Source organism: Veillonella criceti (assembly GCF_900460315.1).
Classification (GTDB): domain Bacteria; phylum Bacillota; class Negativicutes; order Veillonellales; family Veillonellaceae; genus Veillonella_A; species Veillonella_A criceti.
Genome location: NZ_UHIO01000001.1, coordinates 319184 through 332734, shown reverse-complemented (window position 1 = coordinate 332734; position 13551 = coordinate 319184). Strand labels below are relative to the sequence as shown.

Annotated in this window: 14 protein-coding genes; 1 reads left to right on the top strand and 13 read right to left on the bottom strand. The window is 36.5% G+C overall.

Going from position 1 to position 13551, the window contains the following annotated elements; translation table 11 throughout:
• Nucleotides 1–11 precede the first annotated feature (11 nt).
• The 5 genes from hpf to DYE54_RS01475 form a co-directional block, all read right to left on the bottom strand.
• Complete coding sequence (gene hpf / locus DYE54_RS01495; RefSeq protein WP_115309571.1) at nucleotides 12–542, bottom strand: ribosome hibernation-promoting factor, HPF/YfiA family; 531 nt, start codon at nucleotides 540–542, stop codon at nucleotides 12–14.
• Between the two features lie 173 nt (nucleotides 543–715).
• Nucleotides 716–913: a cold-shock protein gene (locus DYE54_RS01490; protein ID WP_115309570.1), complete on the bottom strand. Its 198-nt coding sequence runs from the start codon at nucleotides 911–913 to the stop codon at nucleotides 716–718.
• 471 nt (nucleotides 914–1384) lie between these two features.
• Complete coding sequence (locus DYE54_RS01485) at nucleotides 1385–2104, bottom strand: amino acid ABC transporter ATP-binding protein (RefSeq protein ID WP_115309569.1); 720 nt, start codon at nucleotides 2102–2104, stop codon at nucleotides 1385–1387.
• Nucleotides 2101–2757, bottom strand: coding sequence for an amino acid ABC transporter permease (locus tag DYE54_RS01480; protein WP_115309568.1), 657 nt, complete (start codon nucleotides 2755–2757; stop codon nucleotides 2101–2103). The genes DYE54_RS01485 and DYE54_RS01480 overlap by 4 nt, the downstream gene beginning before the upstream one ends.
• A 310-nt stretch (nucleotides 2758–3067) precedes the next feature.
• On the bottom strand, nucleotides 3068–3889 hold the full coding sequence (locus DYE54_RS01475) for a basic amino acid ABC transporter substrate-binding protein (RefSeq protein WP_115309567.1): 822 nt from the start codon (nucleotides 3887–3889) through the stop codon (nucleotides 3068–3070).
• Nucleotides 3890–4538: 649 nt separating this feature from the next.
• On the opposite strand from DYE54_RS01475, the gene DYE54_RS01470 reads away from it, so the two are divergent.
• Complete coding sequence (locus DYE54_RS01470; RefSeq protein ID WP_115309566.1) at nucleotides 4539–5141, top strand: HD-GYP domain-containing protein; 603 nt, start codon at nucleotides 4539–4541, stop codon at nucleotides 5139–5141.
• Between the two features lie 79 nt (nucleotides 5142–5220).
• Here DYE54_RS01470 and DYE54_RS01465 read toward each other — a convergent pair whose 3' ends face one another.
• From DYE54_RS01465 to rbfA, 8 genes are all read right to left on the bottom strand, one after another.
• Entirely contained in the window at nucleotides 5221–5892 is a 672-nt protein-coding gene (locus tag DYE54_RS01465; RefSeq protein WP_115309565.1) for a ComF family protein, read from the bottom strand.
• A complete protein-coding gene (gene recD2, locus DYE54_RS01460) occupies nucleotides 5893–8037 on the bottom strand; it encodes an SF1B family DNA helicase RecD2 (protein WP_115309564.1) in 2145 nt (714 codons plus the stop codon).
• Nucleotides 8037–8804, bottom strand: a complete 768-nt coding sequence (locus DYE54_RS01455) for a chorismate mutase (RefSeq protein WP_115309563.1) — start codon at nucleotides 8802–8804, stop codon at nucleotides 8037–8039. Before DYE54_RS01455 ends, recD2 begins: the two co-directional genes overlap by 1 nt.
• Before the next feature lie 227 nt (nucleotides 8805–9031).
• Nucleotides 9032–10219 (bottom strand): aminotransferase-like domain-containing protein, encoded by a 1188-nt coding sequence (locus DYE54_RS01450; RefSeq protein WP_115309562.1) that lies wholly within the window; start codon nucleotides 10217–10219, stop codon nucleotides 9032–9034.
• A gap of 215 nt (nucleotides 10220–10434) precedes the next feature.
• Nucleotides 10435–11367, bottom strand: a complete 933-nt coding sequence (ribF, locus tag DYE54_RS01445; RefSeq protein ID WP_115309561.1) for a riboflavin biosynthesis protein RibF — start codon at nucleotides 11365–11367, stop codon at nucleotides 10435–10437.
• A 10-nt stretch (nucleotides 11368–11377) separates the two neighbouring features.
• Nucleotides 11378–12256, bottom strand: a complete 879-nt coding sequence (gene truB, locus DYE54_RS01440) for a tRNA pseudouridine(55) synthase TruB (RefSeq protein WP_115309560.1) — start codon at nucleotides 12254–12256, stop codon at nucleotides 11378–11380.
• A complete protein-coding gene (locus tag DYE54_RS01435) occupies nucleotides 12256–13194 on the bottom strand; it encodes a DHH family phosphoesterase (protein ID WP_115309559.1) in 939 nt (312 codons plus the stop codon). Before DYE54_RS01435 ends, truB begins: the two co-directional genes overlap by 1 nt.
• The gene (gene rbfA / locus DYE54_RS01430; RefSeq protein WP_115309558.1) at nucleotides 13178–13546 is read right to left on the bottom strand and encodes a 30S ribosome-binding factor RbfA; all 369 of its coding nucleotides are present in this window, start codon (nucleotides 13544–13546) and stop codon (nucleotides 13178–13180) included. Before rbfA ends, DYE54_RS01435 begins: the two co-directional genes overlap by 17 nt.
• Nucleotides 13547–13551 lie beyond the last annotated feature (5 nt).

Below are 13551 nucleotides of genomic sequence, written 5' to 3'. Positions count from 1 at the left end.
TGGAGTAGCCCTTAAACCTCTGGCTCAATCAAACCATAGGAACCGTTTTTACGACGATACACTACATTCATTACTTCTGTTTCTGCATTATAGAACATAAAGAAGTCATGACCAACTAAATTCATCTGCATAATAGCTTCTTCAACATTCATAGGGCGTACCGCAAAATGTTTACGACGAACTACGCTAATTTCTTCTTCTTGAACTGGTACTTCAGGCACATAAGCATCTGGTTTGAAACCAGCTTCCTTCTTAAATCTACGAGCTAAACGAGTTTTATACTTATGAATTTGACGAACAATTTTATCTACTACTAAATCGATAGCTGCATACATGTCCGTATTTGATGCTACACCACGAAGTACAACACCTTCAACAAAACAAGTCAATTCAACTACTCGATTTTCTTTTTCTACAGAAAGCACGGCTTGTACATCAAATGGTGCATCAAAATAACGAGCAAGCTTGTCCACACGTTTTTCTAAGTATTCACGTAGTGCTGCAGTTACTTCTAAATTTTTACCTCTTACTGTTACTTTCATATGCAAACATCCTTTCTTCCAAGTTCTAACATCGAACTTGTTTCTATATTATATTAATTCTCCAAGGAAGTACAAAAGTCCTCTTTATTTTTTGAAAAAATTTTTTAATTTTTCTTTAAGTTTTAATATAAAAGAAAAAAGACCGGCCGAAGCCGATCTTTCAGTGTAGTTATTTATGCTTTAGTGACATTCGTAGCCTGTGGGCCGCGTTCACCATCAACGATTTCAAAGTTCACTTCTTGACCTTCATTCAAGGACTTGAAACCATCTTCTTGAATCGCGGAGAAATGTACGAATACATCGCCACCGTCTTCTCTTTCAATAAATCCATAACCTTTTTCTGCACTGAACCACTTAACTTTACCGAGCATAAAAAATTCCTCCTAAAAAATCCCTGCATTAGAGTACCTATAGTACCCTTCAACTATGTTAGCACAGTAGGTGTTAAAAAACAAGGATATTATACTGTATATGCATTATAAGTATACATACAATTATTTATAGCAGTATTATGCAAAATTAAACATCTTGTTGATTATTAAATTTGATTTATAATTTCTAAACAGCTAAAAACTCTAGAATCCATGGGCTTTTTCAGCGAATTTATAGTTTTGAAATTCAAGTTTATAAAATTAGATTTATTTTTATTTTATGTATTATTTTTAAGTTAATCAGTTATAAATTATTCAAATTTATTCATCTTCATTCAATAAATACATAGTCATTTATTTGATGAAATACATACGTTTTCTTTGTGTTTTTAATATATATATGTTCAATCATTTGTATATGAATAAAAGAAATAACGTCTCCCTATATAGGAAGACGTTTTACTAACAACTTTATAAAATTTTAGATAAGAATAACTGCGTACGTTCATTTTTGGGATGCTCAAACACATCAACAGGTGTACCTTCTTCCAAGATTTTTCCTTCATCCACAAAAAGAACTCGAGTCCCTACTTCTTTAGCAAAGCCCATTTCATGAGTTACGACAACCATTGTCATACCTTCCTTGGCTAACTCTTTCATTACATCTAATACTTCACTAACCATTTCTGGATCAAGGGCTGATGTCGGCTCATCGAACAGCATTACTTTTGGTTTCATAGCTAAAGCACGGGCAATAGCCACACGTTGCTGTTGACCACCTGACAGCTGTTCTGGATAGGAATGAGCCTTGTCTTTTAACCCTACTTTATCCAATAACTCAAGAGCAATCGTTTCAGCTTCCCCTTTAGAACTCTTACGAATTTTTTGTGGGGCTAATGTAATATTATCTAATACCGTCATATGAGGGAATAAGTTAAAACGTTGAAATACCATGCCCACTTCAGCGCGCACATTATTGATATTTTCTTTATTATTCAAATTCATCCCATCTACGATAACATCGCCAGACGTAGGTTCTTCTAAATAGTTCATACAACGCAATACTGTACTTTTACCAGAACCAGAAGGACCAATAATAACTACTACTTCACCGCGTTCTACATGAAGATTAATCCCTTTTAGCACTTCATTTTTGCCAAAACTTTTATGAACATCAATCATCTTAATCATTTGATATTATATCTCCTTTCAAGGAAGGCCACTAACTGTGAAATACTCAATGTCATTACCAAATAGATAATGGCCACAGCTGTCCAAATCTCAAAAGAACCATAAGTACGCGCAATAATAAGTTGACCACGACGTGTTAATTCTTCAAAGCCAATAACAGATACCAACGATGTATCTTTCATCATAGCGATAAATTCATTACCAAGAGGCGGAATAATCGCTTTAAAGGCTTGTGGCATTACAATATAGCGCATAGTCTGTGCCCAAGTTAAACCTAAGGAACGACCAGCTTCCATTTGTCCTTTATCAATAGATTGAATCCCGGCCCGGAAAATTTCAGATACATACGCACCAGAGTTAATACTACATGCCGTAACAGCTGCTACATATGGATTGATGGATTGACCGATTACCATAGGCAAAGCAAAGTAAATCATAAAGATTTGTACCAACAGTGGTGTACCACGGAATAATTCTACATAACATTTTACTAATAAACGAATAATTTTAAAACGCGATAAATTCGCTAATGCAGCAATCATACCAATGAAAAAACCACAACCTACAGCCATTACTGTAATTTGGATTGTAATGACGGCCCCTTGCAATAATATGGGGAAATTGTCCCAAATTAAACTCCAATCAAAACTCATAGCTAACCCTTTCCTTTGTATACATCTTAAAGTATTTTTCTTAACGCTTAAAATTAATAACTTTATACAAGTACAAATACGCATAGACTTATATTACTATGCTTAGGTAATTATAATTGTATTTTTATACAATGTCAATAGTTATTTAATCATAAACTCATCCACTTTACTAAAACGGATGACGAACAGTTTAAGCCATAAGAATATATATTCATAAAAGAAACAGTACTACACTTAAACTGACTTAGGCATAGTACTGTATATCTATCACTATAATATTAACTTTAATTATTTTATTATTTTTTAATTATTACTTACCAGACCATTCCGTTGGCATATCTGCAGGTGCATCAGTTTTAAACCATTTTTGATAAATAGCATTTAATTCACCATCTTGTTTCATTTCAGCAATGGCTTTATTTACAGCAGCCTGTAAGTCTTTATTATCTTTAGCAAAAGCAAAGCCAAAGTATTCTTTAGTATTTGGATACGAAATCACTTTAACATCATCATTTGGATGTTTAGATGCATAATATTGAGCAACTGGTAAATCTAATACAGCCGCGTCTACACTTCCTTTATTAAGTTCTAAAAGGGCATCACTACTATGGTCGAATTGTTTTAATGTTGCATTAGCAATTTTACTAGCTAAATCAGCACCGGTTGTGCCCATTTGAACAGAAATATTTTTTCCTTCTAAGTCTTGCAAGTTATTAATACTAGAAGATCCTTTTACAACTACAGCCATACCGGATTCATAATAAGGCGACGCAAATAATACTTTACCGGCTCTTGCTTTAGTAATTGTCATACCAGAAGCGGCCATATCAATATCTTTATTTCCCAAACTTGGAATCAACGCATCAAATGCTACATTTTTGAATTCTACATCAGCATTCATTTTTTTAGCGATAGCTTTAACCATATCAATATCAAAGCCCGTTAAATCTTGAGAGGATTCATCTTTGAATTCAAACGGTACAAAAGTTGCATTCGTGCCTACCTTAATAACTTTCTTCCCATTATCACCTTGTGTACTTGCTGTATCACTACCACAACCAGCCACTAATGCGCCCATGGCTAATACAGCCAAACCTGTGAGCATAATTTTTTTCATTTTCTGTGTAAACATAACTTCCATCTCCTACTCTACATTGTATAATAATAAGTTCAAACTCTCTCTTTATCTGAGTTTTTCTAATTGGTATGACATGATTATACATAACTATGCATAAGTAGTCAATAGTTAATTGAATAAAAATTCAGAATTTTTTGTATAAAAATAAAAGACAGCTAAAAAGCTGTCTTTTATATACGGCTGACCTGGTCTTTGCCCCCACACTCGCCTACTGGAAGGTTCGCTCCTAAGCCTGTGGCTCCCCACTACTACTTCTCTCGATTCTATCGGTAGGTCTTACATCTAAGCCGCACCATGCTCATAATGTCGTTACATTACTTACGTGGATCGTTTTGCCTGCGACTGGCCTCGACTTTCAACCACAGACCCGTATGAAGAAATTATACGCAAAGAATTTTACTTTGTCTATACAAAAATTATATAAGAATATGATAATTTCCACTTGCTACTTTCATTAGTTAAAGGATTCAATGTTTATAAAGCCCTTGCCTATTGTATTCTCTTTTAGATTCTCAAAATTCTTTCATTTTTACCTCAATTGCTTATACATAGATAGCAATATAGACCTATACCCAAAATGCTCATAATATTGTATAATGTGTATACTTGTTAAATGGGGACACAAAGGGAAGGACTCAGTATTATGTTTATGTTATCTTTAATGCAGCCATCAGGCTTATATGAATTGGAGCAAGATAGCTTAGAAGCCATTAGCGCCCAATTACTACAGATGATTCGCATGAAAAGCTACGAGCTTTATACACATTCCATCAATGTAGCCAATTATTCTGTGAGTATTGCCGCTAAACTAGGACTACCAGCCAACGAAATAGAACAGATTAGACATGGTGCATTATTGCATGACTTAGGATTACTTATGATGCCTTCTACAGTCTTAAAAAAAGCACCCTTCTTTAATCGTCAAGAAATGTCTAAATATCGTCAACATCCAGCGAATGGGGCAAACATGATTGAAAACTATCCATGTTGCCAACCGATTATTCCTTATATTCGCTATCACCATGAACGTTGGGATGGTTCTGGTTTTCCAAAACATCTTTGTGGGAGTAATATTCCACTAGGCGCTCGTATTATTGGTATTGCTGATTATTACGACTCCGCTATTAATCCTTCTACAGAATCTTGGTCTAAAAGCAAAAAAACGGCTAAACAGGAATTATTTAGTGGATCTGGTATCTATTTTGATCCTGATTTAGTTAAAGCTTTTATTGAAATTATCGGCTAAACAATAAAGCTATTATGTAACTATCCAATTCATACAGCAAGCAGTCTACTTCGGTAGGCTGCTTTTTTGTATCTTCTGTTTAATGCCCACCTGCTAAAGCTAATCCCACGACTTCCTTCACCTTATAATCCTTCACAAGTACCTGTGCTGCTGCTTCCAAGGTAGCACCTGTAGTAAATATATCATCTACAAGTAAAATTACTTTATCCTTCAAAATATTCTTTGCTAATATGCTAGATAATGGCGTAAAGGCATGTTTCATATTTTCATGTCGTTCAGTTCGGCCTAAGGAAAACATAGCATGAGTAGAATCAGTTTTTTCTAAGCCATCTATCCACTGCCAACTCGTTTGATTATGTAAGGCTACCTGCTGTATCCAATGCTTAAAAAGAATATCAACTTGATTATAACCTCTTAATTTACGCTTTGTTTCACTAACTGGTATAGGCATAACATAATCAGGTGTTAATTTGTATTTGGCCAAGGCAAGCATAAAAGAATATAAAAAAGGAGCGACGCCTACAGCTCGCTCCTTTTGACCGCGAAATTTTATATCACGAAGAATGCTTTTTAATCCTTTATCATAATGACCTATTACATATACACAAGTTAAATTTTGTCCTTCTAAATCAGTAATACAACGTACATCATATAGTTCTTCAAAACAAGTTTTGCACCATTCTCCATCATGCCATACTTCACTTCCACAACTAGGACACGTTGGTGGAAATAAAAAATCAAGCCACTGCACTTATATCACTCCCTGTAAACGTTCCTTAAACAAACTATAACGTGCCGTACCACTTTGCGTCTGCACAGCCTTTTGTATAGCCCCCTTAGTGCCAATAACAATGACTTTATTACGAGCCCGTGTAACGGCCGTATATAATAAATTTCGTTGTAACATTTGATTATATGTAGGAATAAAGGGAATAATCACGATACCATATTCACTACCCTGACTTTTATGTACAGTAATGGCATAGGCTAACATGAAAGATGTCATATCCTCCATAGGAACTTTAACTTCTTTATCTAAAAATCGAATTGATACTTCCGTTTTTGAAATAGCAAAAATTACACCAATTTCCCCATTGAACACTTCCAACTCATAATTGTTTAATACTTGAATAACCTTATCACCTACACGATAGATTTGGCCATTAATTTTCACTTCACTACGTAAAGTAGACTTCTTATTCACTGCCTCTTGAATAATTTTTGAAATAGCTACACTACCAGCCACACCCCGACGCATAGGTGAAATAATTTGTACATCCAATTCATCTGTTACATTCTCTAGTGATGAAGTATAAAAAGCTACTATCTGATGCATCATTTCAGTTACACTACGCACTTCCCTAAAAGTAAATTCCCCAACAGGTGTCAATTCAGGCATATCCCCATGATTAATATCATGGGCATTACGGACGATGCGATTCCCTTCTTTCTGACGAAATATAGTGTTTAAACGTACAAACGGTATTACTTCACTATCTAGCAAATCACGTAAAACAAAACCAGCTCCAATCGGTGGTAACTGATCGACATCTCCTACAATCACTACATAAGCTGATTCGGGTATAGCAGCCAATAAAGAATAATATAACTGAACATTAAGCATAGAAGCTTCATCTACAATCACAACATCAGCTTCTAATAGATTATCTTCATTTTTTGTAAAATCATACGAATCACTACCTTGTATAGGCATCAACAAGCGATGAATCGTAGTTGCTTCATAACCAGTAGCTTCTGTCAAACGTTTAGCCGCACGCCCGGTAGGCGCACAAAGAAGAATCCGATTTTGAGGTGTTTGCTGAAACGCCTCCACCAGCGCTTGAATAATCGTTGTTTTACCCGTACCTGGTCCGCCCGTAATTAAGGCCATTTTATTTTGTAAAGCCAATTGAATAGCTTCTTTCTGAGCATCGCCTAAATGAATTTGTTTATTCCTTTCAAACTGCTCAATAAAAGCTTCCATATCTAGCGGAATGACTTCACTATCAGCCATTAACTGCTGAGTTAAATACGCTGCTTCAGACTCTGCATGATAGATATTAGGGCTGTAGATATATAAGAGACCATCATAATCAGTGCCAATAATTTGACCATACTCTAATAATTCTTCTATACGAGTTGCAATTTCTTCAGCATATCCACCTAAACGATCAAAAACTAAACCGATTAATTCATCAGCAGGCATACAGCTATGTCCATTATCACTAATATTGCGTAATGTATATATAACAGCTGCTTCAATACGCCGTTCATCACCAGGGTCAATCTCTAAAGCAGCCCGTAAAGTATCGGCCATGGAAAACGTAATCGTACTATCAAGTTCTAAAAGGCGAAAAGGATTATCCTCAAGTACATTAATGGCCGCTCCACCATATGTTGTATATAAAATACGACTCCACCGTGAGCTAAGTCCAGCCGCTTCTAAAAAACGATTAATTTCCTGTAAAATCCCTTCACCACGTAATGAATTATACAAATCTTCTTTCACACTTTTACGCAAACCAGGAACTTCTAATAAAGCCACAGGATCTTCAGCCCGTAAAACAGTAATTAAATCGTCCTCAAAATAGGCAAGAATTTTATCAATCGACTTTTCACCTAACCCTCGTACAGCGAGATTAATCAAATATGGCTTTGCCCCATATAAGGTATCGGGTTTTAAACGTTCAATCGTGGCAGTCTCAAATTGACGACCATATTTTTTATGGGTAATGTAACGACCGGTTACTTCTAAATCGTCCCCTTCTTTAGGAGCTTCTAAATTAGCGGTACAAACGATTCGCTCTTCATTATAATCTTCTAAAAGAAATACACAATAAGAATTGCTTTCATTTTGATAGATTAATCGCTGCACTATGCCCCGCAATGTTTCCATTACCGAACCACATTAGGTAATGCGGCTACAATTTCTTCTACAGAGTCAGCAATTGTACTTGCATTTTGTACCTTCACATGACAAACTTTTTCATATAATGGATAGCGTTCTTCATACAGGCGGAAAATATATTCAATACTTTCTTTTAAAAGCGGTCTAATTTCCATATCTAAATCATCTAAAATCTGTGTTACATCACGATGAATAAAGACAACAAATCCTGATTCGCGCATCAAATTCACTGTATCCTCGGATAATACAGTGCCACCACCCGTAGCAATCACAGCTGGCATTTTATGATTTACAATATCGGTAATGGCTTCAAATTCATCGTTACGGAACGCTTCTTCGCCATCGTAGATGATAATATTCTGAATCGATTTACCTGTCTTTTCTTGAATCACAGCATCAAGATCATAAAATTCCATTCCTTGATGTTGCGCCAAGGCCTTGCCCACCGTCGTCTTGCCTGCCCCTGGCATACCAATCAAGAAAATATGCTGTTGCATATGTTGTTTCTGACAAGTTTTACTAATATCTAAAATTGACTCTACAAACTGACTTACATAGCTTTTTAATTCGCTTGACTCAACATAGCTAAGCGTTTTAGCCAGTACTTCTTGTTCTCGTTGAGGTTCATAAATACTAATATTTTCCTGTTCTTTAATACGAGCAATTTCTAAAATAACTTTTAATCGTTCCTCAAATGTTTTTACTAATTCTTTATCTATAGCATCAATTTTCTGACGTGCTTCTTGTAAATTCATAGGTACCTCGCTTCTATTTAGGTATACTTAATTATATTGAGAAGAACATTTGTATCTTCCCATGCTCTTATATTTTACCATATTACCTTATATTCTTGTAGCATTTACAAAGAATTTCCTAGCAAGGCAAGATAAAACGGCCTTAATCCAAAAATGACCTTTACTACTTATATCACATAGCAAAGGTCATCCATTCTTAATTTTATAATGTTAGTTAATATTAATGCTTATTTGTTTAAATTCGCCTTTAATACATCAGCAATACGCTTAATCCCGTCACGAATAGTAGCTTCATCATTACAAGAATAATTTAAACGGAAGAAATTTGTGTTCCCTTCCGATGTGAAAAAGGCTTCCCCGGGAACAAAAGCCACTTTTCTTTCAATACATTGCTTTAAGATATCCCGTGACTTCAAATGTTCTGGAAGCGTACACCAAATAAAGAGTCCCCCTTCTGGATAGGTATGTGATACCTCTTTCGGAAAGAACTCATCAATAGCTTGCAACATAGCATCCCGACGAGATTTATATAATTTAATAATTTTCTGAACATGAGCATCAAAGTCAAAATTTTGTAACCAAGCTTCGCAAATGCGCTGTGAAAATGGGGCTGTAGATAAGTCCATATTTTGTTTTAACAAATCACATTTTTCAATGAATAAAGGATTAGCCGCAATCCACCCAAGACGGAAACCTGGTGCAAATGTTTTAGAAAAAGTACCTAAAGAACAAACTAAGCCTTTAGTATCAAACGTATTCAATGATGGTAAATATTCTCCTTCATAGCGAAGTTCACCATAAGGATTATCCTCAATAACAGGTACTTCAAATTCATCAACTACATCCATAAACTCTTGACGGCGTTCTCGTGACCAAGTAATACCGGTTGGGTTTTGGAAATCAGTCACTACATAAATTAAACGTACAGTATGTGTTTCCAAGGCTTTTCGAAGTTCTGAAATAATCATCCCTTTCCCATCACCAGGAATTTCTACATAATTAACACCACTTAAATTAAATGCTGTAATAGCACCTAAGTACGATGGCTTTTCGACCAATACAGTGTCACCTTTATTACAGAATAGTCGACACAACATATCAAGTCCTTGTTGTGAACCACAAGTAACCAAAATATTATCTTTCGTAAAATTGGTCTTAACAATGCGATTCATTCGCTTTGCAATACTTTCCCGAAGAGGTTCATAACCAAGTGAAGGACCATACTGCAAGGCTTTACCTGCATCACCGTCTAAGACGACTTCGGCTGCCTTTCTGATTTCTTCAGCTGGAAATGATTCTTCTGCCGGTAAACCACCAGCAAACGAAATCATATCTGGCTGCGCAATAAGCTTTAAAATATCCCCTGTGTCTGAATGCTTAATTGCATTTACTGCATCTGAAAAACGTATAGCCATAATGATAACCTCCTTAAATTATTGTGCTTTTTATCATACTCTTATAGTTGGTAAATGTCAACTAAAAACACACAAGAGTTTTTAAGGAATGGACTTATTTTATTATATTGGTTAGTAGATTTTTTTATAAATAAAATCAAAAGCACCTGTCATGAGTATTCTCTATAACAGGTGCTTGCAGCTTCAATATTACCAAATAGGCAAAGTGATACATATTAGTTTTTCTCAAAGAAATCCTTAGCACGTTGCTCATCAACTTTCATTTGTTTAATAAGATCTTCTAAGGAATTAAAACGTTGTTCTGGCCGTAATAATTGCCAAAATTCAACAGTTGCTTCATGACCATATACCATTTTATCAAAGCCAAATAAATGAACTTCAAAACGATGATATTGGTTTTCAAATGTAGGATTATCCCCTAGATTCCCCACGCCTTCATACCATTGCCCATCAAGTAAAACACGATTGACATATACACCATCAGGTGGCAAGGTTAATTCTTTAGGAAATAAGAAATTAAGCGTAGGAAAACCTAAGGTACGACCACGACGGTCACCTTCAATAACGGTCCCTCGGAACATATAAGGGCGCCCTAATAATGTATAAGTTAAAGATAAATCTCCCTCACGAACAGCTTCTCGAATTAAAGTACTTGATACATGTTCTTTCATTTCTTGGCACTGCGCTAATGAAAGCGCATGCACAACAATCCCTTTAGCTGCTAATAATTGTTGAATTAAATCAGGCGTTCCCTTACCACCAGCACCAAAGGTAAAGTTTTGACCAACCACGAAAGCTTTTACGTCATTATACTCTGTTAAAGCGCTTATAAAAGCTTCTGCTGGCATGGCTAATAAATCTTTAGTCATAGGCAGACGAAGTGCATAGTCGACACCTAAAGACTTTAAAATTTCACCTTTTAACACAGGTTGTAAGAGCATAGTAGGACAACGCTCAGGATTTAATATGTGCAAGGGATGATTATCAAATGTTACTACTACAGTACACGCTTTAACTGCCTTCGCTTCCGCTACTGCACGCTGTATCACTGATTGATGACCACGATGAAGACCATCAAAAGTGCCTAATGCATAGACAATATTTGTTTTTAACTGTTGTAACTCTGCAAAGGACGTTAAAATTTTCATACATCAATTCCTATAAAAAAATATTTTTTGCAACCTTCAAGGTATCATTAGTACCTTCTAAAACACCAAAAAAGCCTTCATCACTATAGGCACAATATAACTGCCGTACTATCCCTTTGAAATGGGGAATCGCTTCATAAGGCCATTGTTTACCTTGTTTTAACGCTAAACGCCCCTCTGCCGAAACTGTTACTGTTGGCATATGACTAAGGGCTGATTCCGTAGGATATATGCAAGCTGCCCCCTTAACCGTTAATTCCTCAGCGGTTATCGCTTGCTCAATACTATACGGCCCTACAGCGGTACGCACTAACTGCGTCATAGTCCCCGGTATCCCCAATCGAGTTGTTATATCACGTAATAAAGCACGAATATACGTACCAGCTGAACACGACACACGAATCGTAAAATAGGGATACGAATAGGCTAATAGTTGGCACTCACTAATTGTAATAGTTCGACTAGGCAACGTAAATTCAATGCCTTCACGAGCTAATTCATAAGCTCGCCGACCATTAATTTTAATCGCAGAATATATGGATGGCTGTTGCAACTGTTCGCCAACAAAACCAATCAGTACTTGTTCTAATTGACTCCACGTTGGAATATGGCTCGGTATGATTTCAGCCATTAAAGGCGTACCCGTACTATCCTCTGTATCAGTACCATAACCAAAGCGGCATTCTGCTACATATGTTTTGGATGCACTTTCTGTATATTCTATAATTCGTGTCGCCTTACCTACAAAAATAGGCAAAACACCATACGCTAATGGGTCTAAAGTCCCACTGTGACCAATACGACGTTCTTTTAAAATTCGTCGACAAATACCAACCGCATCGTGACTTGTAATCCCTGGTGGTTTCAAAAAAGGAAATACACCATCCATTAGGCTATCACCGCTAATAAATGCTCAATAGCCCCTTGAATATTCGCATTAATCGTACAGCCCGCAGCTTTCACATGGCCACCACCACCAAATTGATTAGCAATCGCATTTACATCGGTAACTTTAGCACGTAAACTTACCCGCGTAGTGTGTGCATCAACCGCTTTTAATAAAATAGCAATATCCACCGTATCCACATTACGAATTAAATCTACGTAACCATCCGTATCATCGCCTACTTTTGCCATTAAGGCCTCATCCAAAGCAATGATAGCCACACGGCCAGCTTTAAAAAACTGAATTGTCTGCAAGGCTTCCTTCATCACTTCAATACGTGCGGCCGTAGTCACTTCCACATGTTCTGATACGATATTAGGTTGTGCTCCATTAGCCACACAAAGAGCCCCCATACGCAAGGTTTGCTCTGTTGTATTGCTGAAACGGAAAAAGCCACAATCAGTAGCAATCGCCATATATAAAGCATTAGCCATAGACGGTGTAATTGGCCAACCCCAACTGTCACATAAATACGTCAAAATTTCACCAGTAGCGGCAAACTCAGGACATAAATACAAACTATCAGCAAATTGGCTATTTGAAATATGATGATCAATATTAAAGATTGGTGCTTTGCATAAAGACCCCACTTTGCCAATACGCTCAAACGTACTCGCATCAAGCACTAATAACATGTCAGCTTGCCAATCTAACACCTCAGACGGCTGCTTAATATGGGCTACCTGTGCTAAAAAACTATATTTAGCAGGTACCGTATCATCGACTACCATAGTCACTTCTTTCCCTTCATTGCTAAGAGCTTCATAAAAAGCGACCATGGAGCCGATGGCATCGCCGTCGGGATGTACATGAACCGTCAATATAATGCGCTGTGCTTCATCTAAGGCGTTTTTTAATGCTTCCTTAGTTATGATTGCCATTTTGTTCTTCATCCTTTTTTATATCATGTAACAAGGATTCGATATGCATACTGTAATCTAATGAAGTATCAGCATCAAAGGAAATTTCGGGTACATAGCGAAGTCGTAATACCTTACCCAATTCGCTACGCACATGGCCAGCAGCATGACGTAACGCTTGTAAAGAGGCTTTCTTTTCTTCCTCTTTACCAAATAAGCTTACATAAATCGTTGCTTGTCGCAAATCTCCCGTTACTTCTACATCGGTTACAGTAACAAAGCCAATGCGTGGGTCTTTAAGACCACGCATTAACATGCTACTTACTTCTTGTTTTATAAATTCTTGTAATTTACGTACTCGTACGTCACTCATAGACG

Excerpts from the sequence above, each read along its gene's own strand:
- hpf (WP_115309571.1), bottom strand. The coding sequence starts at position 542 with ATGAAAGTAACAGTAAGAGGTAAAAATTTAGAAGTAACTGCAGCACTA.
- DYE54_RS01490 (WP_115309570.1), bottom strand. The coding sequence starts at position 913 with ATGCTCGGTAAAGTTAAGTGGTTCAGTGCAGAAAAAGGTTATGGATTT.
- DYE54_RS01485 (WP_115309569.1), bottom strand. The coding sequence starts at position 2,104 with ATGATTAAGATGATTGATGTTCATAAAAGTTTTGGCAAAAATGAAGTG.
- DYE54_RS01480 (WP_115309568.1), bottom strand. The coding sequence starts at position 2,757 with ATGAGTTTTGATTGGAGTTTAATTTGGGACAATTTCCCCATATTATTG.
- DYE54_RS01475 (WP_115309567.1), bottom strand. The coding sequence starts at position 3,889 with ATGTTTACACAGAAAATGAAAAAAATTATGCTCACAGGTTTGGCTGTA.
- DYE54_RS01470 (WP_115309566.1), top strand. The coding sequence starts at position 4,539 with ATGTTTATGTTATCTTTAATGCAGCCATCAGGCTTATATGAATTGGAG.
- recD2 (WP_115309564.1), bottom strand. The coding sequence starts at position 8,037 with ATGGAAACATTGCGGGGCATAGTGCAGCGATTAATCTATCAAAATGAA.
- DYE54_RS01455 (WP_115309563.1), bottom strand. The coding sequence starts at position 8,804 with ATGAATTTACAAGAAGCACGTCAGAAAATTGATGCTATAGATAAAGAA.
- DYE54_RS01450 (WP_115309562.1), bottom strand. The coding sequence starts at position 10,219 with ATGGCTATACGTTTTTCAGATGCAGTAAATGCAATTAAGCATTCAGAC.
- ribF (WP_115309561.1), bottom strand. The coding sequence starts at position 11,367 with ATGAAAATTTTAACGTCCTTTGCAGAGTTACAACAGTTAAAAACAAAT.
- truB (WP_115309560.1), bottom strand. The coding sequence starts at position 12,256 with ATGGATGGTGTATTTCCTTTTTTGAAACCACCAGGGATTACAAGTCAC.
- DYE54_RS01435 (WP_115309559.1), bottom strand. The coding sequence starts at position 13,194 with ATGGCAATCATAACTAAGGAAGCATTAAAAAACGCCTTAGATGAAGCA.
- rbfA (WP_115309558.1), bottom strand. The coding sequence starts at position 13,546 with ATGAGTGACGTACGAGTACGTAAATTACAAGAATTTATAAAACAAGAA.